The following is a 22,000-nucleotide window of genomic DNA, read 5'->3' as shown; positions in this document are numbered from 1 at the left end:
CGTCGCCCACTGCGGGCCTCGACGGGGCGCAATAGGCTCGCGGCATGGCAGCACCGGAGAAGCAGGACGGTGACCGAAAGCTCTGGGCCTGGCCGGTGGGAATCCTGCTCGGCGTGGTGATAGGTGTGGCGGCGCTGGACGGCGTCGCCGGCGTCGGCATCGGGGTGGCCTTCGGTATCGCGTTCGCCCTGGCGCTAGGCGCGACGGGCGGCGGGGACGACGCGGACGGCACCGACGCCAGCGGGGACGCCGACGGCGCCGACACGGACGGGGGCGATGCGGGCGGCACCGCCGAACCCGGGTCCGAGGCGGGTCCGGACCGCCCCGCGTGAGCGCCGAGCGCCACCGTGACGTGGTGCGGCACACATGCGGGGTGCTCGATGACCAGCCGAGGTCGGGTCCCGGTAGTAGCCTGACCGGCGTTCCCCCGTCGGGGGAGGAACGGTGGTTGATCATGTCGGTACGTCGGCACACGGCGCGGCTCGCGACGGTCTGCGTGTTCCTGGGCGCCCTGGTGGCGCTCGGTGGCGCGCCCGCGCACGCCGACGAGGACCGGGTGCGGGTGCGTTCGGCTGGCAGCTTCACCGCGGGCCGTTCCGCCGCAGGGGTGACCGTGGAGGTGCGCAAGCGCACCGACGGGTGCGTGCGGGTACGCACCGCGCTGGGTCTCAGCCTGCCCGACGTCCGGGCCGACCAGGTGGCGGTGCAGGCCAACGTGGGAGGTCGCTGGGTGCCGGTGGGCGTCTCCGGCGAAGCGGGACTCGTCACCACCACGCCGGTGGCCCCGGCCAGAGACGAACTCTGCAAGGGCAAGGGTGTGGCGGTGCGGTACCGGGTCGCCTTCGCCGCGGCCGCCCCCGGTGGTCGACTGGTGCTGACGGGTGAGGCGACCACGGCGCGGGGCGCCGTGCTGGGCCGGGCAGCCGCGTCGTCGCGGGTGGTGGGCGGGCGGGTCCCGGTGTCGCCCTCCCCGTCACCCACGCCCTCCCCGTCGCCGAGCGAGCAGGTGGCCGAGGAACCGTCAGTCGAGGCGACGCCGACCGTGGCGCTGGCCGCCGAGGCGACTGACGACCTCGCCCAGACCGCCGGCGAGTCCTCCGGCGGATCGCCGGTGATGTACTTCGGCATCGCCATGGTGGCCGCCGGTGCGCTGCTCATCGGGCTGCTGATCCACCGTTCCCGCAAGGATCGCAGGAACCGGGGACGACCGGCCGACGGATTCGAGATCCCGCCGCCGCGCAACCCGGGCGGCACCACCTACCGTTCCGGCGGCGGTCCGGGTGCCGCGCCGGTAGTGCCCGTCCCGGGCGCCGTACCGGTCCCGCCGGGTCTGGGCACCGTGCCGGGTCCGCCCGCTCCAGGTGCCGTGCCGCCGGTGGCGCCCGGTCAGGCGTACGGGACGAGTCGGCCCGGAACGCCTCGGGTCTACGGCGGTGCCCCGGCATCCCGCCCGACCGGCGGTCTGTACGGTGCCCGGCCGGCCGACCCGGGCGACGCGACCCGGCCCGCCGACCCGGTCGAACCGACCCGCCCGGTCCCGCCCGGCACCTCCGCCCGCGCGGCGGTGCCACCGGCGCGTACCGTTCCGCCCACCTCCGCCCCGCCGGCCCCGCCGACGCCCGGTCTGGCCGCGCCGACCCCGGGTTTTCCGCCCGCGCCGACCCCGGGTCCGGCCGTGCCGCCCGCCGGCCCGCCGGCCGTTCCGCCCTCCGGCCCACCCGCCGGGCCCGGTCAGGGCAGGGTGTCCGGGCGCCCGGACGGTTCACCGGGGGCCGGCAAGGGGGACGAACCGGAGTACGGGCGCGGGCTCGGCGGCTGAGCCGGGGTGGGCGCCGCCGCTCCGATACGCTCAGGTTCGTTGACGACCCGCAGGCGAGGAGTGGAACCGGTGTCTGATCTGTCCCGGATCGTGAAGGCGTACGACGTCCGTGGGACGGTGCCGGACCAGTGGGACGAGCGTGTCGCCGGTGCTCTCGGCGTCGCCTTCGCCCAGATGCTCGACGCCGCTGGCGAGCCGGGGCAGGCGGTGCTGATCGGGCACGACATGCGGGCCTCCGGGCCCGGGCTGGCCGCCGCCTTCGCCACCGGCGTACGCGCCGAGGGCCGCCCGGTCATCGAGATCGGCCTCGCCTCGACCGACATGGTCTACTACGCCTCCGGCGCGCTCGGGCTGCCCGGGGCGATGTTCACCGCCAGCCACAACCCGGCGCAGTACAACGGCATCAAGCTGTGTCACGCAGGTGCTCGCCCGGTCGGGCAGGACAGCGGGCTGGCCGAGGTCCGCGACCGGGCCCAGGCGCTGCTCGACAAGGACGAGCCGCTCGGCGAGCCGACCGCACCGACGCAGCGGCGGGACCTGCTGCCCGACTACGCGGCACACCTGCGCACGCTCGTGGATCTCGCCGGCATCCGGCCGTTGACGGTGGTGGTGGACGCGGGCAACGGGATGGGCGGGCACACCGTGCCGAGTGTGCTCGGCGATGCCGCCCTGCCGGCCCTGCCGCTGCGGATCGTGCCGTTGTACTTCGAGTTGGACGGCACGTTCCCCAACCACGAGGCCAACCCGTTGGACCCGGCGAACCTGGTCGACCTGCAACGGGCGGTGGTGGCGCACGGCGCCGACATCGGGCTGGCCTTCGACGGAGACGCCGACCGTTGCTTCGTGGTGGACGAGCGCGGTGAGCCGGTCTCCCCGTCGGCGATCACCGCGTTGGTGGCGGCCCGGGAACTGGCCAAGCACCCCGGCTCGACGGTGATCCACAACCTGATCACCTCCAGTGCGGTACCCGAGATCATTCGGGAGCACGGCGGTGAGCCGGTGGTGGCCCGGGTGGGCCACTCGTTCATCAAGGCCGAGATGGCCCGCACCAACGCGGTCTTCGGTGGGGAGCACTCGGCGCACTACTACTTCCGGGACTTCTGGTTCGCCGACACCGGGATGCTGGCGGCGATGCACACCCTGGCGGCGCTCGGTGAGCAGCCGCTGCCGCTGTCCACGCTGGCCGCCGAGTACGAGCGGTACGTCGCCTCGGGTGAGATCAACTCCACCGTGGCGGACCAGGCGGCGAAGGTCGCCGAGGTGCGTGCCGCGTACCCGGACGCCGAGGCGGACGAGATGGACGGGCTCACCCTGCGTTTTTCCGACGGGGCGTGGTTCAACCTGCGCGCCTCGAACACCGAGCCGCTGCTGCGGCTCAACGTCGAGGCACCGACGGCCGAGCGGATGACCGCGCTCCGCGACGAGGTGCTCGACCGGGTTCGCCGATAAGATCGCTCGCGCCGGTCGGCACCCCCGACCGGTGAAGCCGCACACGTGGAAGGAGCCGCGCAGTGGCCCTCGACCCGCAGTTGCTGGAAATCCTCGCCTGCCCGGACACGCACCATGCCCCGCTGACCTACGACGCGCAGGCCCAGACGCTCACCTGCACCGAGTGTCGCCGGATCTTCGAGGTCCGCGACGACGTACCGGTGCTGCTGCTGGACGAGGCGCGCGGCCCGGCGGAGGGATCGTGATCGACGGAACGGCCGGCGTCAGTGGCCACCGCAACGCCGACGAGCGGCTCCTCGACGACCCGCAGGCACTCGCCGAGCGGGATCCGGGCGGCATGCTGCGGCACACCGCCTCGGCGGGCGCACAGGTACGCGAGTCGGCGGCCCTGGCCGCCGAGGCGAACCTGTCCGTACTCGCCGACGACGGACGTCCGCGGGCGGTCGTGATCGCCGGCATCGGCACCGCCGGGCGGACCGGTGACGTGCTGGCCACCGTCGCCGGGCCACGCTGCCCGGTACCGGTCATCGCGCACCGCCTCGCCGGAGTGCCGGGCTGGGTCGGCGCGGCCGACGTGGTGATCGCGGTAAGTGCCTCCGGTCGCAGCCCCGAGGCGTTGGGCGCCGCCGAGGCCGCCCACCGGCGGGGCGCCCGACTGGTCGCGGTGGGCCCGGCGGACTCGCAACTGCACTCGGTCGCCGAGCGGGCCCGCGCCCCGTTCATCCCGGTGCCCCGGCGGGCACCCGCGCGGGCCAGCCTGTGGGGGCTGACCGTGCCGGTCCTGCTCGCCGCCCGGGCCCTCGGCCTGGTCAAGGTGAACGAGGCGGATCTGGCGGAGACGGCGGCCCGGCTGGACGCCGACGCCGACCGCAGCCGCCCGACGGCGGAGTCCTTCGTCAATCCGGCGAAATCCCTCGCCCTCGGGCTGGCCGGGTCTATCCCGATCGTGTGGGGCTCGTCTCCGCTGGCGGCGGTCGCCGCGCGTCGCTTCGGCGACACCCTGTCGGCAAACGCCCGGTACCCGGTGGTCACCGGTGCGCTCGGCGAGGCGGGCCGGGGCCGGGTCGGGCTGCTCGACGGGGTCTTCGGGGGCCTGGCCGAGGGGGAGCGGGACATCTTCGCCGATCCCGACGAGTCGGACGGTGAGGGCACCCGACTCCGGTTGGTGCTGCTGCGCGACGGCGGCCTGAACGCCGAGGACGACGCCGATGAGCCACTCGCCGTCGAGGAGCGGCGCGCGGACGCGGTGCAGACCCTCGCTGAGCGGCGGGGCGTCAGGTGCGACGTGGTCACCGCCGAGGGCGGCTCGGCGTTGGAGCGGCTCGCCTCCCTGGTGGCGGTGCCGGACTTCGCGTCGATCTACCTGGCGTTGGCGCACGGCCTGGACCCGATGGCGGTGCCGGCGATCACCGAGATGAAGGAACTGGCCAACCAGTGAGCACCCAGGGTGGCATCAAGGCGATCATCGCCGCGCTGCTCGCCAACGTCGGTATCGCCGTGACGAAGTTCGTGGCCTACCTGCTGACGAGTTCGTCGTCGATGCTCGCCGAGTCCATCCACTCGGTCGCCGACGCGGGCAACCAGGCTCTGCTGCTGCTCGGCGGCAAGCGGGCCCGGCGCGCCGCCACCCCGCAGCATCCCTTCGGCTACGGCCGGGAACGCTACGTCTACGCGTTCATCGTCTCGATCGTGCTGTTCAGCCTGGGTGGCCTGTTCGCGCTCTACGAGGCGTGGCACAAGTGGTCCGACCCGCACGGCATCACCAACTGGCAGTGGGTGCCGGTGACCGTGCTGCTCGCGGCGATCGTGATGGAGTCCTTCTCCTTCCGTACCGCCATCAAGGAGTCGAACCTGGTCCGGGGCCGCGAGTCCTGGACCAGGTTCATCCGCCGGTCGAAGGCGCCGGAGCTGCCGGTGGTGCTGCTGGAGGACTTCGGCGCGCTCGTCGGCCTGGTCTTCGCCCTGTTCGGGGTGGGCATGACCCTGGCCACCGGCAACGGCAGGTGGGACGCGGCCGGCACCGCGATGATCGGTCTGCTGCTGGTGACAATCGCGGTCGTGCTGGCTGTGGAAACCAAGAGCCTGCTGCTGGGCGAGGGGGCCGAACCGGCCGATGTGTCGGCCATCGAGCAGGCGGTCACCGCCGGCCCCGAGGTGGAGCGGATCATCCACATGAAGACTCTCTACCTCGGCCCGGAGGAGCTGATGGTGGCGGCGAAGATCGCGGTGGGGCGGTGTGAGAGCGCCGAGGAGGTCGCCCGGGGCATCGACGCGGTGGAGAAGCGGATCCGCGCGGCCGTGCCGGTCGCCCGGGTCATCTACCTCGAACCGGACATCTACCAGGCCACCGCCGGGTCCTCCAGCACGTCCGGGCACGCTGGGAGCTGACCTGTGGAACCGCTGTACGGTCCGATCAAGGACTACGCCTGGGGTTCCCGTTCGGCGATCGCCGAACTCCAGGGGCGGCCGGTGCCGAGCGCGGCGCCCGAGGCGGAGCTGTGGCTCGGGGCACATCCGTGCGCGCCGGCCGCCGTCGAACGCGACGGCGCGCGGATCGCGCTCACCGACGTGCTCGCCGCCGAGCCTGTCGACTGGCTCGGCCGGCCGGTGCTCGACCGGTTCGGGACCCGCCTGCCGTTCCTGCTCAAGGTGCTGGCCGCGGCGGCCCCGCTGAGCCTCCAGGCGCACCCCGACGCCGAGCAGGCGCGGGCCGGTCACGCCGCCGAGCAGGCCCGGCCCGGTGGACACCGCAACTACGTCGACCCGTTCCACAAGCCGGAGCTGCTGGTGGCGCTCGGGCCGATGGAGGCGCTGTGCGGGTTCCGTGATCCCGCTGTCTCGGTGCGGGTGTTCGCCGCGCTGGGCGTACCGCAGCTGCGGCCGGTGCTCGACGCGTTGGCCGCCGGGCCGGCGGGGCTGGCCGACGCCGTACGCCTGCTGCTGGAGTGGCCGACGGCGGAGCGTGCGGGCCTGGTGGCGGCTGCCCGGGTGGCGGACGGGCCGGACGCGGACCTGGTGGCGCTGCTGGCCGAGGTCTACCCGGCCGATCCCGGAGTGCTCGTGGCGTTGCTGCTCAACCGGGTGCGGCTGGCCCCCGGTGAGGCGATCTGGATGCCGGCCGGGAACCTGCACGCCTACCTGCGCGGTACCGGCGTGGAGGTGATGGCGGCCAGCGACAACGTGTTGCGGGGCGGGTTGACCCCGAAGCACGTGGACGTGGCCGAACTGCTGCGGGTGCTCCGTTTCGAGGTGCTCGACCAGCCGGTGGTCGCGCCCCGGCAGGTCGCCGACGGGGTGGTGACCTGGCCGGTGCCGGTGGACGACTTCGCGTTGCACCGGGTGACAGTGGGCGACGGGCGGCGCGAGGTGACGCTGAGCGTCCCGGGCCCCCGGGTGGTGCTCTGCACGGCCGGTCGGATCACCGTGACCGACGGGGTGGGGCCGGTGATTCTCGGCCCCGGTCGGGCCGCGGTCGGGCCGGCCGTTGGCGGTCCACTGACGGTCACCGGCGAGGGTGAGACGTACATCGCCTCGACCGGACTGGTCTGAGCCTGCCGGGCGCCCAGCGTCAGGATCAGTGCAACCAATAAGTCCGACATTCCCGGAATAGCTTGACTCCGTGCTTGCTTAGTGTGACTCTATGAGTGCGCAGCGTTATCGCGACGATGGTCCGAGAACGCGCGGGGGAACCAAACCGGGGGGATGCACGGGGCGGACGGAGTTGGACGGCACACGTCCACACCGGCCGCCCCGTGCGCTGTCCGTAACCACCCCGGCCGCCTGTGCCGAGCGCGCGTAAGGTGGGAGGTTGCGCAGCACCATCGTCCGACAGGAGCTTTCATGACCAGCACCCTCCCGGCGTCCGCCAGTGGCACGTCGTCCGAGGTCCGGCCGCGTACTGTCGCCGAGGGCGACTACAAGGTGGCGGATCTGTCGCTCGCCGAGTTCGGTCGCAAGGAGATCCGCCTCGCCGAGCACGAGATGCCCGGCCTGATGGCGATCCGCCGTGAGTTCGCCGACGCGCAGCCCCTCGCGGGCGCGCGGATCACCGGGTCGCTGCACATGACGATTCAGACCGCCGTGCTGATCGAGACCCTGGTCGCGCTCGGCGCGCAGGTCCGCTGGGCGTCGTGCAACATCTTCTCCACCCAGGACCACGCCGCCGCCGCGGTCGTCGTCGGCCCCGAGGGCACCGTCGACGCTCCTGCCGGAGTCCCGGTGTACGCGTGGAAGGGCGAGACCCTTCCGGAGTACTGGTGGTGCACCGAGCAGGTGCTGGACTGGCCCGAGGGGGACGGCCCGAACATGATCCTGGACGACGGTGGCGACGCCACGCTGCTCGTCCACAAGGGCGTCGAGTTCGAGAAGGCCGGGGCGGTGCCGGCTGTCGAGTCCGCCGACTCCGAGGAGTACGCGGTCATCCTGGAGCTGCTGCACCGCTCGCTGGCCGCCAACGGGCAGCGGTGGACCCGGATCGCCGCCGGCATCAAGGGCGTCACCGAGGAGACCACCACCGGCGTGCACCGGCTCTACGACATGCACCGCGCCGGCACGCTGCTCTTCCCGGCCATCAACGTCAACGACTCGGTGACCAAGAGCAAGTTCGACAACAAGTACGGCTGCCGCCACTCGCTGATCGACGGCATCAACCGCGCCACCGACGTGCTGATCGGCGGCAAGATGGCAGTCGTGCTCGGCTACGGCGACGTCGGCAAGGGCTGCGCCGAGTCGCTGCGTGGCCAGGGTGCCCGGGTCGTGGTGACCGAGGTCGACCCGATCTGCGCGCTCCAGGCGGCGATGGACGGCTACCAGGTCGCGACCCTGGAGGACGTGGTCGAGCAGGCCGACATCTTCATCACCGCCACCGGCTGCTTCGACGTCATCACCAACGAGCACATGGCCCGGATGAAGCACCAGGCCATCGTCGGCAACATCGGCCACTTCGACAACGAGATCGACATGGCCGGCCTGGCGAAGCGCTCGGACGTCACCCGGGAGAACATCAAGCCGCAGGTCGACGTGTGGCGCTTCGACGACGGTCACGCCATCATCGTGCTCTCCGAGGGCCGCCTGCTGAACCTGGGCAACGCCACCGGCCACCCGAGCTTCGTGATGTCGAACTCGTTCGCCAACCAGACGATCGCCCAGATCGAGCTGTTCACCAAGCCCGACGAGTACCCGATCGGCGTCTACGTGCTGCCCAAGCACCTAGACGAGAAGGTCGCCCGGCTGCACCTGGACGCCCTGGGCGCCAGGCTGACCACGCTCACCAAGGAGCAGGCCGCCTACCTCGGCGTCACCGTGGACGGCCCGTTCAAGCCGGACCACTACCGCTACTGAGCATCGACGCCACCTCCGGGGCTGACCGCGACGGCCGACCCCGGAGGTGGCCCTGCGGGTCTGCCGTGCGTCCGGGAGGCGGTGCGGCCCGGTGGCTCGGTCAGCGGGGACGTTGCCGGGTGGGGCGGACCCAGGTCCAGACACACCAGATCAGCCAGGCCACGGAGACCAGCGCCGCGAGGGTGCGCAGCCGTAGCGCGCTGAGCAGCAGCACCACCGCGAGCACTGCCAGCCACGGCACGAAAGCCCTCATTCCGCCCTCCCAGGTGGATCGTCGGCCGGTGCCGCCCGGAACTGCGGCCACAGCGACTCGGTGAGCGCGCGTTCCCCGGCCAGCACCCGGCGGGCCCGCCGATGCCGCTCGGCGATGACCGCGGCCAGACAGGCCGCATCCGACTGCCCGGGCGGTGGCGGCGGGCTGGTCACCACGGCGACCTGCTGCCACAGCAGTCGGGCCAGGTCGCCGCGCGCCGGCTGGCTGAACCCGGCGGCCCGGGCCAGGTACTGCCGCACGGCGAGCGCCAGCTCCGCGTCCAACCGGCTCAGGTCCAGGGAGTACGCCCAACCGGCCAACGCCGGCACCGTCGCCGGCACCGGACGCCACCTCGTCGCGGGCCGGGTGTGCACGACCAGGGTGCCGGCTGCCAGGTCCCCCAGCCGCCGGCCACGGCCGTCGCTGAGCATCACGGTCAGCCCGACCGCCCAGGACAACAGCGGCAGCACCAGACCGGGCCACTCCACAGCGACCCCGACCAGCGCCCGGGTCAACGACTGCCGGAACCCGACGGGGGCCCCGTCGGCGCTCACCACCCGCAGCCCGACCGCCGCCTTGCCCGGCGTGCGGCCGTCGTTGAACCGCTCGCAGAGCACGGGATAGCCGACCAGCAGCAGGACGAGCCCGATGGTGAGCAGCGCCCGTTCCATCGCCGCGTCGAGCAACCCGTACGGCAGTGCGGCCAGGACCAGCCCGGCCAGCGCGGCGAGCAACAGCCCGGCAGCCAGTTGGACCAGCACGTCGAGCAGGAGTGCGAGCACCCGGGAGCCGATCCGCGCGGCCCGCACGTCCAGCTCGACCGCCTCGCCGCTGACCAGCCCGGCGTCACCCCAGCCCGGGGCGGTCCACGCTCGCGCCGCTGTGCTCACCCCGACAGTGAACACTATGATCGCGCGGTCGGAGGTGGCTGGTGGATGTCGACGCGTACGTCGCGGAGCACGGCGGACAGTGGCGTCGGCTGAATCAGCTCTGTGCTCAGCGTCGGCTCGACCCGGCCGAGGTCGACGAGCTGGTGGCGCTCTACCAACGGGCCACCACCCAGCTGTCGGTGCTGCGGAGCCGCTCGCCGGACCCGGCGCTGGTGAGTGAGCTGTCCCAGGTGGTGCTCCGGGCGCGGGCGCGGCTGACCGCGCGGCCCCACCCCACCTGGGCGGCGGTGCGGCGGTTCCTGCTGGCCGGCCTGCCCGGCGCGATCTGGCGGGCCGCGCCGTGGTGGTGTGCGGTGGCGACCGCCTTCACCCTGCTCACCTTCACCCTGATGTGGTTCGTGGCGGACAACCCGGAGACGGCGGCGGCGTTCATCGGTGACGACGAGGCCGCCGAACTTGTCGAGTCCGGCTTCGCGGGGTACTACACGGAGTTCTCCGCGCCGACCTTCGCCTTCCACCTGTGGACGCACAATGCCTGGCTGGCGGCGAAGTGCCTGGCGGCGGGCGTGTTGATCGTCCCGGTCGGCTACCTGCTCTGGCAGAACGCGGTGAACATCGGCGTGGTCGGTGGGGTGATGGTCTCCTACGGCCGGGCGGACGTCTTCTTCGGCCTGATCACCCCGCACGGCCTGCTGGAGCTGACCGGGGTGTTCGTCGCGGCCGGGGTGGGGCTGCGCATCGGGTGGGCGTGGATCGCACCGCCGGAGCAGTTGACCCGGGGGCAGGCGGTGGCCCGGGCCGGCCGCGACGGCGTCCTGGTCGCCGTCGGCCTGGTCGCCCTCTTCGCCGTAGCCGCGGTGATCGAGGCCTTCGTAACCCCCGCCCCCCTCCCGACCCCCCTACGCATCGCCATAGGCGCCACCACCTGGCTCGCCTTCCTCACCTACGTCCTCCTCCTCGGCTCCCGCACGACCAGCCCCGCCACCAACCCCGCCACCAACCCCGTTGATCATGAAGTTGTTGCCCGCGACACGCCGTCCGGGTGGCGATAACTTCATGATCAACGGGGTTGGTGGGGGTGGGGGGAATCAGAGTTGGGCTTTGGATTTGAGGGTTAGGTAGGCGTCGGCCAGGGCGGGGGCCAGGTGGGGGGCGGGGGCGTCGAGGACTGTGACGTTGTGGCGGGTGAGCGCCTGGGTGAGGCGGTCGCGTTCGGCGAAGGTGCGCCAGGCGGCGGCTGCGGCGTAGGCGTCCTCGGCACGCCGTGGGGGTGTGGCGGTGAGCCGGGCGAGGACGGGGTCCTGTGCCGCAGCCACCAGCACCCGGTGCCGGGCGGCCAGTCGTGGCAGCACCGGCAGCAGTCCCTCGCCGAGCGCGCCGGGTTCCAACGCGGTGAGCAGCACCACCAGGCTGCGTGGGCGGTGTCGCCGCAGCAGCTCACCGGCGATCAGGCGGAAATCGGTCTCGACAAGCGTGGGTTGCAGCGGGGCCAACGCGTGCGCCAGCCGGCTCCACTGACCGGGACGTTCGACGCCACCCACCGAAGCACGGGACACGGCGTCCGCCGCGAGCACGTCCACCCGGTCGCCGGCCCGCGCCGCCAACGCGCTGAGCAGCAGCGCCGCCTCGATCGAGGCGTCCAGCCTCGGCTCGTCGCCCACCCGTACGGCCGAGGTGCGGCCGGTGTCCAGCACGCAGATCAGCCGGCGGTCCCGCTCCGGACGCCAGGTGCGGACCAGCACCTCCGCGCGCCGGGCGCTGGCCCGCCAGTCGATGGAGCGGACGTCGTCGCCGGACACGTACTCACGTAACGCGTCGAACTCGGTGCCCGGCCCACGTCCCCGGCCGACCTGTGTGCCGTCGATGACGCGCAGCCGCGACAGCCGCTCCGGCAAATGTCGGCGGGAATCGAAACGGGGCAGCACCCGGAGAGTCCACTGTGGGGTGGCAGGCCGGTCGTCCAACTGCCGGAACGCCAGCCCGAGCGGCCCGAACGAGCGGACGGTCAGGGCCACGGCGGGCCGGTCGCCACGGCGGGTGGGAGTGAGGTGGCTGGGCAGTGCGAGCACCTCACCGGGGGCGGCGCGCACCACCCGGGTCGGCGGCACCTCCGGTCGGGCTCCGGCCGACGGCACCCAGGCGTCGCGGACCCGGGCGCGCAGTGGCCGGCTTGAGGAGTTGCGCAGGTAGAGGGTGACAGTTGCGGTGCCGCCGAGCCGTACCGCCCGTTCTCCGGCCCGCTCGGCGGTCAGCGCCCGCAGCGGCGCGGCGAGCGCGAGGTCGATGCCGACGAGCAGCAGCACCACGCCGACCATCACCGCCACCCCGACGAAGGGCGCCGGCCATCCGGGCAGGGTCAGCGCGCCCACCGCCAGCAGCGCCGCCGCCCGCCAGGTCATCGCGGGGTCGGCACGGTGGCCAGCACCGTGTCCAGGACCGGATCCACCCCGACACCCTCAAGTTCGGCCTCCGGCCGCAGGCGCAGCCGGTGCCGCAGGGTGGGTCGCGCCATCGCCTTGACGTCGTCGGGCACCACGTGGTCGCGTCCGTTCAGCCATGCCCACGCCTTGGCGGTGCCGAGCAGGGCTGTCGCACCGCGCGGCGAGGCGCCCAGCTCCAACGCCGGGGTGGCGCGGGTGGCCCGGCACAGGTCGACGACGTAGCCGAGCAGCGGATCGGCAACGTGGACGCGACCCACCGCCGCACGCGCGGCGGCCAGCTCGGCCGCGTCCGCCACCGGCCGTACGCCGGCAGCGGCCAGGTCCCGGGGGTCGAAGCCGGCATGGTGGGCGCGGAGCACACCCAGCTCCTCGTCCCGGTTGGGCAGCGGCACGGTGAGCTTGAGCAGGAACCGGTCCAGTTGGGCCTCCGGCAGCGGGTAGGTGCCTTCGTACTCCACCGGGTTCTGGGTGGCGGCGACGATGAACGGATCGGGCAGCACCCGCTGCTCGCCCTCCACGGTGACCTGCCGCTCCTCCATCACCTCCAGCAGCGCGGACTGGGTTTTCGGCGGGGTGCGGTTGATCTCGTCGGCGAGCAGCAGGTTTGTGAAGACCGGCCCCTCCCGGAAGGTGAACGCCGCGGTTCGCGCGTCGAAGACCATCGAGCCGGTGACGTCGCCGGGCATCAGGTCGGGGGTGAACTGCACCCGCCGCGAGGTCAGGTCCAGTGCGGCGGCCACGGTACGCACCAGCAGCGTCTTGGCGACCCCCGGCACGCCCTCCAGCAGCACGTGACCACGGCAGAGCAGGGCGACGATCAGTCCGGTGACCACGCCCTCCTGGCCCACGACCGCCTTGCCCACCTCGGCGCGGAGCCGGTGCAGCGCGGCCCGGGTGGGGTCGGCGGCGAGTGGGTCCACGGTCAACGGGGGTCGGGTCACCGGAGGTCTCCTTCGGATCGGGGCTTCGGCAGCCGGGTCGGGGCCGGCCGGTCGGCGACGGGCCGCGCGGGCGACGACCCGCCGGCACGGGTCACCCGGTCCAGGTCGCCGGCCAGTTCCAGCAGGTCCCGGTCGGTTCGCGGCGCGTCGCCGTAGAGCAGCTCGTGGATGGCGTCGGGTCGGTCGCCGGTCCCGGCGGCCACGGCGGCGGCGACGGTGCCGGGCGGGGCCTCGGCGGGCAGGTGCAGCCGCCGGGCCAGTCGGGCCAGCGTGGCGCTGCGGAGCACCCGGGCGGTGCTCTCCCGGGCGTGTGCCCGCTGGTAGAGCCGGCCTCGGCCGAGGACCGTCTCGGCGGCCGGTACGGACACCGGCAGCGGTTCCGGGGTGGGCGGGCCGAGGCGGCGGGCCCGGCCGACGGCGATCAGCAGCGCTGCCAGGGCGAGTTGCAGCAGCAGCGCCCAGAACCACGGCGGGAAGGCCGACCAGAGAGGGTTGGGTTCTCCGGAGGTGCCTCGCCCACCGGGGCCGGACGCCTCACCGCCCGGACGACCCCCCGGGACCGTCTCGCCGTTCCCCCCGCCGTCCAGGTCCTCAAGATCGCCGGGCTCGTCGATGTCGTCGTCGCGGTCCGGCAACGGTCGGGTGGGCGCTGGGCTGGGTTCGGGTGGCGCTGGTGCCGGGCCGTCCAGGTCGAGCCAGACCACCCGGCCGGAGGTGGCGAGCAGGCCGGTGGCGAAGGCGAGGTTGTCCCATTCGTCGATCCGGCCGTTGCGGAACGGGTCGCTGGCGCCCACCACCACGCTCTCGGCGGCACCGGGCAGGCGGGCCAGACCGGCGGCGTAGCAGAGGTCGACGCTGCCCGGAGCACCCGTGGGCGCGTACCGCTGGCGGGCGACGGCGGCCGTGGCGGCGGGGACGACCTCGGTCAGCGGGCAGGAGCTGTCCTGCCCGTGTGGTGGCACCGCCCGGGTCGCCCACCGCCGGCCCGCCGGGCGCAGCGGCAGGCCGGCTGCGGCCAGCACCCGCCGGGGTGGGTCGACGAGCACCAGTCGGGTGCCGTCGGGCAGCAGACCCAGGTAACCGACGGTCCGCGGGTGCAGCAGCTCGGGCGCGGGCACGAACAGGGTGGTCGGGCCGGGTCGGGTGGCCACCAGGGCGCGGATCGTGTCGGTCTCCCGCTGCACCACCACCCCCCGCTGGACCAGACTGGCGGCGAGCCGGCTGCCGCCGTGGTCACCGGTCGCGGCGGGGGAGAGGAAGCCACGGTCTGTCTGGTCCGGCTGGTCGATCTCACGGGTGACAAGCGTGATCGCCGTCAGCAGCACCGCCACCAGCACCGGTATCACGATCCGGTGGCGGCGTCCGCGCGCGCTCACCTGTCGTCGCCCGTCGGACGGGTGACCGTGGCGAGCACGTCGCCGAGCTGACCGGCGTGGCCGCGCATCCGGTGATCGTGGTCGGCGGTGGCCGGGCGTTGGGCGTACCACAGCTCGGAGAAGATGGCGGCGGCGGCGGTCAGCGGCGGTCCAGCCGGTGGGTGGTTGGCGGTGGCCTCGGTGACCACCTCGGTGACGGTCATGCCGGGCCGCACCCGTACCACCTGTCGCTCGGTGAGTTGGTGGAGCATGACGCGCAACCGCTCGCGAACCGCGTCACCGTAGCGCCCTTCCGCGGCCAGCCGGTCGGCCGTCACGACCGTGCCGACCGGGCCCGCGGGCGGCCGCGGGATGACTGTCACCGGCGACTCGGTCTCCGGCTCCCGCTCCTGCGACCGGGCGGAGCGGCGTCGGCGAGGCCGGGGGAGCCGGCGGGGCAGCCAGGCGGGGAAGGTGTACCAGGCGGTCGCGGTCAGCGCCGTGGCCAGCACCAGCAGCAGCGCGGCCAGCGGCAACGGCAGGTGGTCTCCGAGGGCGGCGGTGGTCTCGGTCCACCACCGGCTGAAGTTCATCCGCCGACCGCCAGTAGCTCCGTGGTCGCTGGTGCGCCGGGCGTGCGGGAGAGCCGGATGTCCAGGCCCTCGGTGCGGATCCGGGTCTCCAGGTGTACGACCGCGTCCAGGCAGGCCAGCGCGGCGTAGGCGACGGTGTTCACGGCCGCCCAGGCCAGCATCGCCAGGGCGGTGGCCCAGCCCTCGGTGATCAGGTCGAGTGCGGCCAGCCCGGTGAACAACCCCCAGCCGAGCCCGACCCGGATCATCCACCAGACCAGGTACCCCAGCAGCCGCAGCGCGGCGGCCCGGCCGCCCAGACGCGACGCGAGGGCGACAGCGCGGCTGATCGCCCGTACCGGCGCGACCCGGTCGATCACCAGTGCCGGTGCCACCGCGCCCAGCAGCGCGAACCCGACGAGCCAGGCCGGGCCGAGCAGGGACGCGAGCAGCATGACCGCGCCGACCACCAGGCAGAGCAGGGCGGTGGCACCCCAGCGGCTGCCGCTGGAGCCCAACAGCTCTGCGGTGGCGGGGCGGCGGCCGACGAGCGCGCCGGCGGCGGCGCGGGCGGCCGGGTTGCCGAGCAACAGGATGATCATCGCTTCGGTCGCGGCGCCGAGGGCGAGCAGGAACCAGAAGAGACCGATTTCGTCCATGCCGGCCGGCCACCACAACGGCCCGGTGGCCCCCATGGCGGTCCGCAGCGGCAGCAGCAGGAGCTGTTCACCGGCGGCCAGTACGGCGGCCAGGGGCAGCAGGACCGCCGCCCGGCCGCGCAGCAGCAGCACTGCCGAGTCGAGCAGTTCGCCGATGGTGAGCGGGCGGCCGGGGAGTACGACTGTCGGGCCTGTTTCGGGCACGCGTACTCCTGATGGGCGGTGACGGTGGCGCGCTGCGGCGCACCCGGGGATCATGTTGACACGCGCGGTCGCCCGGGGCGCAGTCCCGCCCCCCGGGATGGCACGTGTGGGCGGTACAACCGAGCGGTGCTGGGCACGGCCCCCCTGACGGCAGTAGCGTGCGGGTGACGCCGAGTCCACCGAACTGACGGGATGGAACCATTAACCCCATGAGAGCCCGGGTACTGGTGGTCGACGACGACCCCGCGCTCGCCGAGATGCTCGGCATCGTGCTGCGCAGCGAAGGCTTCATGCCCTCGTTCGTGGCGGACGGGGAACGGGCACTTGCCGCGTTCCGTGACAATCGGCCCGACATCGTCCTGCTCGACCTGATGTTGCCCGGAATGAGCGGTATCGACGTGGCGCGAGCGATCCGGGGCGAATCCGGGGTGCCGATCGTGATGCTGACCGCCAAGAGCGACACCGTCGACGTCGTGCTCGGCCTGGAGTCCGGCGCCGACGACTACGTGGTCAAGCCGTTCAAGCCGAAGGAACTGGTGGCCCGGATGCGGGCCCGGCTGCGCCGTGGCGAGGACGCCGCGCCCGAACTGCTCACCATCGGCCCGCCCGGCAACCAGATCGCCATCGACGTACCGGCGCACACCGTCAGCCGCAACGGCGAGGAGGTGAAGCTGACGCCGCTGGAGTTCGACCTGCTTGTCGCGCTCGCCCGCAAGCCGCGTCAGGTCTTCACCCGCGAGGTGCTGCTGGAGCAGGTCTGGGGATACCGGCACGCGGCCGACACCCGACTGGTGAACGTGCACGTGCAGCGACTGCGTGCCAAGATCGAGCCGGATCCGGAGCGACCGGAAATCATCCTCACCGTTCGCGGCGTGGGCTACAAGGCGGGTACCGGATAGCCTGGTCGCACTGTGACCACCTCCCCGATCCCCGATCTCGACCCGACCTCCCGCCGGCGTGGCCCCGGGTGGGAGCTGTGGCGTGGGGTCAGTGGTCGGCTGGCCCGGTCGCTGGCGCGGCTGCACCAGACCTGGCGTCGCTCGTTGCAGGTGCGGGTGGTGACCATCACGTTGGTGACGTCCAGCCTGCTGGTCGGTGGCTTCGCCTACCTGATCGCCGACAAGATCACGAGCATCCTGCTGGACAATGCCAAGACCGACGTCCAGCTGCGGCTGCTCAACGGCGCGGAGTACGCGGCGAAGCAGTTCAGCCTCTACAGCCAGCCCCAGGAGGCCCAGCTCCAGGAGACGATCGACGGCACCGTCACCTATCTCGCCGGCGGCGATCCCCAGCAGAACAGCGGCGTGGTGGTGGCCCTCACCGCGGAGAACTGGCCCGGGGTGATCGAGGCGCGTACCTCGCCGTCGGCGGACGTCCGGCCATTGATCAGCCCCGAGCTGCGGGCCGCGGTGGCCGACGGCAACGTGGCCAACCAGATCCGTACCGGCCGGCTCACCGGCGACGTCGAGCGGAAGTACCTCGTCTACGGCTCTCCGGTGCCGACCCGGTTCGGTCAGGTGGAGCTCTACTACTTCGTGCCGCTGACTCTCCAGGACGCCACGGCGGCACAGGCGCGGGCCACCGTGGTGGCCACCGGAGTCGCCCTCGTGCTGCTGCTCGGTCTGCTCGCCGCGCTGGTGACCCGGCTGGTGGTGTTCCCGGTACGGGTGGCCGCCCGGACCGCCCAGCGACTCTCGGCGGGCCTGCTCGACCAGCGGATGGCCGTCAACGGTGAGGACGACCTGGCGCTGCTCGCCGCCTCGTTCAACCAGATGGCCACGAACCTGCAACGGCAGATCCTGCGCCTGGAGGAGATGTCCCGGCTGCAACGCCGGTTCACCTCGGACGTCTCGCACGAACTGCGGACCCCGCTGACCACGGTACGGATGGCCGCTGACCTGATCTTCGCCGAGCGGGACGGTTTCGATCCGGCGGTGGCCCGCAGCGCCGAGCTGCTCCAGGCCGAGCTGGACCGCTTCGAGGAACTGCTCACCGACCTGCTGGAGATCAGCCGGTTCGACGCGGGCTTCGCGGTGCTCGACGCCGAGCCGACCGACCTGGTGCCGGTGGTCCACCGGGTGGCCGACCGGTTGGCCGGCCTGGCCGAGCGGGTCGGGGTGGGCATCGAGCTGGAAGTCCCGGCCGCCCCGGTGATCGCCGAGATAGATCCGCGCCGGGTCGAACGGGTGCTGCGCAACCTGGTCGGCAACGCTGTCGAGCACGGCGAGGGCCGGCCGGTGCGGATCACCCTGGGGATGGACGAGACAGCCGTCGCGCTGACCGTCCGCGACCACGGCGTCGGGCTCAAGCCGGGCGAGGAGAAGCTGGTCTTCAACCGGTTCTGGCGGGCCGACCCGTCGCGGGCGCGGCAGACCGGCGGGACCGGGCTGGGCCTGTCGATCAGCCTGGAGGATGCCCGGTTGCACGGCGGCTGGCTGGAGGCGTGGGGCGCGCCGGGGCAGGGCGCGCAGTTCCGGCTCACCCTGCCGGCGCGCGCTGGTGACCGGCTGACCACCTCGCCGTTGCGACTGGTGCCGGCCGACGCCGAGCTGCCGTTCGGCGGCACGCCCGCCGGGGGACTCCTGGCCATCGGGCCCGGCCCGGCCGGCGCGCTCGCCATCGGCCCGGCGCCCGGTCCGACACCGCCTGCGGAACAGCGACGCGCGGAGGTGGGCTCGTGAGGCGACTGCTGACCGGAGCCCTCGGCGGCGCGCTGGTGCTGGCCGTCGCCGCCGGCTGCGGGATCCCCGACCGCAGCGAGGTGCAGGTCGAGCAGCGCGGCCCGGCCGCGGAGACGAACTGGTCGCTGGGGCGCGGTACCGAGCCGCCGACCCGGGAGGCCAGCGGCAGTGACGCCGAGGCGTTCGTGCGCAACTTCCTGGCCGCGGCGGCCGGCGAGCCGGACCGGGCGTACGAGCGGGTCAAGCGGTTCATCGCCACCTCCGAACGCAGCGGGTTGCCGGAGAAGCAGGGCAGCGAGGTGGCGCTGTCGGTGGTGCGGCTCACCGACGATCCGGTGATCGAACCGGACGTCGACAGCATGAAGGTCACCATCAGCGTGCAGCAGGTCGGCCTGTTGCGGACCAACGGCATGCTGGTGCCGCCGGTGGCCACCGAGCCGACGTACGAGTTCCGGCTGGTCAGTGCCGGTCCGGTGGGCGATGAGGACGCCGGCTACTACGTCAGCGACCCGCCGAACGTGCTGCTGCTCAGCGACGACGCGCTGCGCCGGTTCTACCAGGCGGAGGCGATCTACTTCTGGAACTCCGACCGCACCCGGCTGGTACCCGATCAGCGGTACCTCTCCTCGGCTGTGCCGGCGGAGCGTCGGGTGAGCGAGGTCATCAGGTGGTTGACCGCCGGTCCCTCGGACTGGCTGCGGGTCGGCGTCTCCGGTCTGCCCGACCGCACCGAAATGATCAACAATGCCACCGGTTCGGACGGCCGGTGGGAGGTCAACCTCGACATGCCGGGTGCTGACGAGCGGCGGTTGGAGCAGCTCGGCACCCAGTTGGCGTGGTCGCTGCGGGAACTGCACGGCACCGTCGAGGTGAAGATCCTCAACCAGTCCCGCAAGGTGATCGACCTTGAGGAGCAGCGCCGGCTGAACCCGCTGGACCTGATCGACGTCAACGCCCGCCGATACTGCGTCTACGAGGGGGCCATCCACTCGCTGACCGTGGCCGGTGAGGCCGCCGGGCCGGTGCCGGTCGCCCCCGAGGTGAACCGGAAAATCGTCTCCGCCGGGCTGCGCCGCGTGGACGCGGACGTCCTGGCCGCCGTCGTGGTGGCAGGTGAGGACGGGCGGCAGCGGCTGGCCGTGGGCCGTGGCGGCGGCACGGTGGAAACCCTGACCACCGGGCCCAACCGGTACGCCGCGATGAGCCGCCCGGTCTGGATCCGCAGCGACGGTGCCCGCCCGGCCGGCCTGGTGGTCGCCGACGGCCGGCTCTACCGCTTCGATGACCAGGCGGCGACCCGGCAGGTCCAGCTCGGTCTGCCGGGCCGGGTCAGCGCCGTGTCGGCGGCGCTGGACGGGCACCGGCTCGCGCTGATCATCGACGGCGCGCTGCACGTCGCCACGATCAACTGGGAGGGCGGGGTGCCGACGGTGGGCCCGGCCCGGCGGTTGGTCAGCTCGCTGACCGGCGCCACCGCTGTGGACTGGTCGGCGGCGAACCGCCTGCTGGTGGCCGGCTCGGCCGGTCGACCGGCGATCTACGAGGTGAGCGTGGACGGTGCCCTGGAGACCCCGCTGCGGGAGGACACCGGCAGCCAGGTCGACCACCTCGCCGCGTACCCCGCCACCCCCGAGCGGTCCCCGCTGGCCGGCTCGTTCATGTACGAGGCAAACGGGGTGGCGTACCGCAGCAACCCGTTCGAGCGGATCAACCGGGAGCAGGTTCAGGACGTGACACCGCCGCCGGCGGGCGTCCGGCCGGGCAACCCCACCGCACCCGTCTTCCTCTACTGAGCCGACCGTGACGGGCGGGCTCTGGGCAGACCTGGCCGACCTGCTGCTGCCCACCGAGTGCGCCGGCTGCCGGGAACGCCGCCCGGGGCTGCGGCACGGAGTCTGCCCGGACTGCGTCGACGCGCTACGGACGCTGCGCCCGGGGCCGGTGCGGCCTGTCCCCGCCCCGCCGGGCCTGCCGCCCTGCCACGCCCTGGGCCCGTACGGCGGGCCGTTGCGGGAGACGCTCCTGGCGTACAAGGAACACGGCCGGCACGGCCTGGCCCGGCCACTCGGTGCGCTGCTCGCCGAGGTCGTCGCCACGGCGGTCGGTCCGGTCGGGCCGGTACTGCTGGTGCCGGTGCCGGACACCCCGGCGGCGGCCCGGGCCCGCTACGGCGACCACCTGGGTCGGCTGACCCGGTACTGCGCCCGCCGGCTGCGGGCTGCGGGCTGGCCGGTGCGGGTGCACAACGCGGTACGCGCCCTGCCCCGACCGGATTCGGTCATGCTGGACAGCGCGGGCCGGGCGGCGGCGGCCACCGCCGCCTTCCGGGCCCGGTCGGGCCGGGGCCCGGCGGTCGCCGGGTCGCGGGTGGTGCTGTTGGACGACATCGTCACCACCGGGGCGACCCTCGCCGCGGTCAGTCGGGTACTGACCGTGCGGGGGTTGTCGCCGTTCGGAGCGGCGGTGCTGGCGGCGACACAGAAAAGGCACCAACAGTGACCGATCGTGTTTCCGTTTCACCCCTTCGTGTATGAGGTGTGGAAATTCTCCGGGCGGTTGTGGCGACCGGGGGTGACTGTCGGGCTAACAGGAGTTAGCGTTTGGCTGTCGGGGGTAGGAAGGCCATCCCACCCGCTCCCGGCGGTGAGAGGAGGCGTAGCCGATTGACCGGTCGACGCCGAATGGGGCCGTCCCCCGGGCGCGACCGGAGTTCCGGATCGAAGACCGTCCGAACGAGGGAGGTCACGTGGACATCGTGGTCAAGGGCCGTAACGTCGAAGTGCCGGATCATTACCGGGTGCACGTAGCAGACAAGCTTGCGAAGATCGAACGCTACGACCACAAGCTCATTCGTGTCGATGTCGAACTGTTCCACGAGCGCAATCCGCGCCAGGCCGATCATTGCCAGCGGGTGGAGATCACCTGCTATTCGCGTGGCCCGGTGATTCGGGCCGAGGCCTGCACCAGCGACTTCTACAGCGCGCTTGACTCGGCGATCGCCAAGCTCGACTCCCGGCTGCGTCGCGCGGCCGACAGGCGGCGGGTACACCGTGGCCGGCACGCGCCGCTGTCGGTCGCCGCCGCGACCGCCGGCCTGCCGGTGGCCGACCTCCCCGCGCTCTCCGCCCCCGCGGAGACCAGCAGCGCCGCGGAGACCAGCACCGCCACCGCGGTGGCCGAACGGCCCGAGGAAGAGTACGCCGACGACCAGCCGTGGCACATCGCCCGGGAGAAGGTGCACCCGGCCGAGCCGATGACCATCGATGACGCCCTGTTCCAGATGGAACTGGTGGGCCACGACTTCTATCTGTTCCAGGACAAGGAGTCCGGCCGCCCGAGCGTGGTCTACCGGCGGCACGCCTACGACTACGGCATCATCTCGCTGGACATCTGACC

General features: G+C 73.1%; 21 protein-coding genes. 14 read left to right on the top strand and 7 right to left on the bottom strand.

The window, feature by feature from the left end; translation table 11 throughout:
• Nucleotides 1–44 precede the first annotated feature (44 nt).
• The 8 genes from CLT74_RS17290 (at nucleotide 45) to ahcY (ending at nucleotide 8,608) form a co-directional block, all read left to right on the top strand.
• Nucleotides 45–332 (top strand): hypothetical protein, encoded by a 288-nt coding sequence (locus CLT74_RS17290; protein ID WP_099847461.1) that lies wholly within the window; start codon nucleotides 45–47, stop codon nucleotides 330–332.
• A gap of 122 nt (nucleotides 333–454) precedes the next feature.
• Entirely contained in the window at nucleotides 455–1,819 is a 1,365-nt protein-coding gene (locus tag CLT74_RS17285) for a hypothetical protein (RefSeq protein ID WP_099847460.1), read from the top strand.
• Nucleotides 1,820–1,888: 69 nt separating this feature from the next.
• Complete coding sequence (locus tag CLT74_RS17280; RefSeq protein WP_099852216.1) at nucleotides 1,889–3,268, top strand: phosphomannomutase/phosphoglucomutase; 1,380 nt, start codon at nucleotides 1,889–1,891, stop codon at nucleotides 3,266–3,268.
• 62 nt (nucleotides 3,269–3,330) lie between these two features.
• Nucleotides 3,331–3,513, top strand: coding sequence for a Trm112 family protein (locus CLT74_RS17275; RefSeq protein WP_099847459.1), 183 nt, complete (start codon nucleotides 3,331–3,333; stop codon nucleotides 3,511–3,513).
• Entirely contained in the window at nucleotides 3,510–4,706 is a 1,197-nt protein-coding gene (locus CLT74_RS17270) for an SIS domain-containing protein (RefSeq protein ID WP_099847458.1), read from the top strand. Before CLT74_RS17275 ends, CLT74_RS17270 begins: the two co-directional genes overlap by 4 nt.
• A complete protein-coding gene (locus CLT74_RS17265) occupies nucleotides 4,703–5,656 on the top strand; it encodes a cation diffusion facilitator family transporter (RefSeq protein ID WP_099847457.1) in 954 nt (317 codons plus the stop codon). The genes CLT74_RS17270 and CLT74_RS17265 overlap by 4 nt, the downstream gene beginning before the upstream one ends.
• A 3-nt stretch (nucleotides 5,657–5,659) precedes the next feature.
• On the top strand, nucleotides 5,660–6,817 hold the full coding sequence (manA, locus tag CLT74_RS17260) for a mannose-6-phosphate isomerase, class I (RefSeq protein WP_099847456.1): 1,158 nt from the start codon (nucleotides 5,660–5,662) through the stop codon (nucleotides 6,815–6,817).
• Nucleotides 6,818–7,108: 291 nt separating this feature from the next.
• On the top strand, nucleotides 7,109–8,608 hold the full coding sequence (ahcY, locus tag CLT74_RS17255; RefSeq protein WP_099847455.1) for an adenosylhomocysteinase: 1,500 nt from the start codon (nucleotides 7,109–7,111) through the stop codon (nucleotides 8,606–8,608).
• Between the two features lie 100 nt (nucleotides 8,609–8,708).
• Here ahcY and CLT74_RS30850 read toward each other — a convergent pair whose 3' ends face one another.
• Together CLT74_RS30850 and CLT74_RS17250 are read right to left on the bottom strand one after the other, a co-directional pair.
• Nucleotides 8,709–8,861 carry a hypothetical protein gene (locus CLT74_RS30850; protein ID WP_199172210.1) on the bottom strand — a complete coding sequence of 51 codons (153 nt, stop codon included), beginning with the start codon at nucleotides 8,859–8,861 and terminating at the stop codon, nucleotides 8,709–8,711.
• Complete coding sequence (locus CLT74_RS17250; protein ID WP_486582371.1) at nucleotides 8,858–9,751, bottom strand: RDD family protein; 894 nt, start codon at nucleotides 9,749–9,751, stop codon at nucleotides 8,858–8,860. Before CLT74_RS17250 ends, CLT74_RS30850 begins: the two co-directional genes overlap by 4 nt.
• Nucleotides 9,752–9,792: 41 nt before the next feature.
• Between CLT74_RS17250 and CLT74_RS17245 the strand changes: the two genes are divergently transcribed.
• Nucleotides 9,793–10,803, top strand: coding sequence for a stage II sporulation protein M (locus CLT74_RS17245; protein ID WP_099847453.1), 1,011 nt, complete (start codon nucleotides 9,793–9,795; stop codon nucleotides 10,801–10,803).
• A 36-nt stretch (nucleotides 10,804–10,839) separates the two neighbouring features.
• Here the strand turns inward: CLT74_RS17245 and CLT74_RS17240 are convergent, their stop codons facing one another.
• Genes CLT74_RS17240 through CLT74_RS17220 form a run of 5 tightly spaced genes read right to left on the bottom strand, consistent with a single transcriptional unit; the run spans nucleotide 10,840 to nucleotide 15,923 of the window.
• On the bottom strand, nucleotides 10,840–12,150 hold the full coding sequence (locus CLT74_RS17240; protein WP_099847452.1) for a DUF58 domain-containing protein: 1,311 nt from the start codon (nucleotides 12,148–12,150) through the stop codon (nucleotides 10,840–10,842).
• Nucleotides 12,147–13,133, bottom strand: coding sequence for an AAA family ATPase (locus CLT74_RS17235; RefSeq protein WP_199172209.1), 987 nt, complete (start codon nucleotides 13,131–13,133; stop codon nucleotides 12,147–12,149). The genes CLT74_RS17240 and CLT74_RS17235 overlap by 4 nt, the downstream gene beginning before the upstream one ends.
• Nucleotides 13,130–14,509 (bottom strand): DUF4350 domain-containing protein, encoded by a 1,380-nt coding sequence (locus CLT74_RS17230; protein WP_199172208.1) that lies wholly within the window; start codon nucleotides 14,507–14,509, stop codon nucleotides 13,130–13,132. The genes CLT74_RS17235 and CLT74_RS17230 overlap by 4 nt, the downstream gene beginning before the upstream one ends.
• Entirely contained in the window at nucleotides 14,506–15,081 is a 576-nt protein-coding gene (locus CLT74_RS17225; RefSeq protein ID WP_099847451.1) for a DUF4129 domain-containing protein, read from the bottom strand. The genes CLT74_RS17230 and CLT74_RS17225 overlap by 4 nt, the downstream gene beginning before the upstream one ends.
• The gene (locus CLT74_RS17220; RefSeq protein WP_099847450.1) at nucleotides 15,078–15,923 is read right to left on the bottom strand and encodes a hypothetical protein; all 846 of its coding nucleotides are present in this window, start codon (nucleotides 15,921–15,923) and stop codon (nucleotides 15,078–15,080) included. Before CLT74_RS17220 ends, CLT74_RS17225 begins: the two co-directional genes overlap by 4 nt.
• Nucleotides 15,924–16,132: 209 nt before the next feature.
• On the opposite strand from CLT74_RS17220, the gene mtrA reads away from it, so the two are divergent.
• The 5 genes from mtrA (at nucleotide 16,133) to hpf (ending at nucleotide 21,998) form a co-directional block, all read left to right on the top strand.
• Nucleotides 16,133–16,822, top strand: coding sequence for an MtrAB system response regulator MtrA (mtrA, locus tag CLT74_RS17215; protein ID WP_093406568.1), 690 nt, complete (start codon nucleotides 16,133–16,135; stop codon nucleotides 16,820–16,822).
• A gap of 12 nt (nucleotides 16,823–16,834) precedes the next feature.
• Complete coding sequence (mtrB, locus tag CLT74_RS17210) at nucleotides 16,835–18,604, top strand: MtrAB system histidine kinase MtrB (RefSeq protein ID WP_099847449.1); 1,770 nt, start codon at nucleotides 16,835–16,837, stop codon at nucleotides 18,602–18,604.
• Nucleotides 18,601–20,397 carry an LpqB family beta-propeller domain-containing protein gene (locus tag CLT74_RS17205; protein ID WP_486582370.1) on the top strand — a complete coding sequence of 599 codons (1,797 nt, stop codon included), beginning with the start codon at nucleotides 18,601–18,603 and terminating at the stop codon, nucleotides 20,395–20,397. Before mtrB ends, CLT74_RS17205 begins: the two co-directional genes overlap by 4 nt.
• A 43-nt stretch (nucleotides 20,398–20,440) precedes the next feature.
• Entirely contained in the window at nucleotides 20,441–21,103 is a 663-nt protein-coding gene (locus CLT74_RS17200; protein ID WP_099852205.1) for a phosphoribosyltransferase family protein, read from the top strand.
• Between the two features lie 247 nt (nucleotides 21,104–21,350).
• Complete coding sequence (gene hpf, locus CLT74_RS17195) at nucleotides 21,351–21,998, top strand: ribosome hibernation-promoting factor, HPF/YfiA family (protein ID WP_099847448.1); 648 nt, start codon at nucleotides 21,351–21,353, stop codon at nucleotides 21,996–21,998.
• The last annotated feature ends 2 nt before the right edge of the window (nucleotides 21,999–22,000 follow it).

This window comes from Verrucosispora sp. CNZ293, from assembly GCF_002754655.1.
Note: the sequence above shows the minus strand (reverse complement) of the source record. Positions and strands in the feature narration are given on the sequence as shown.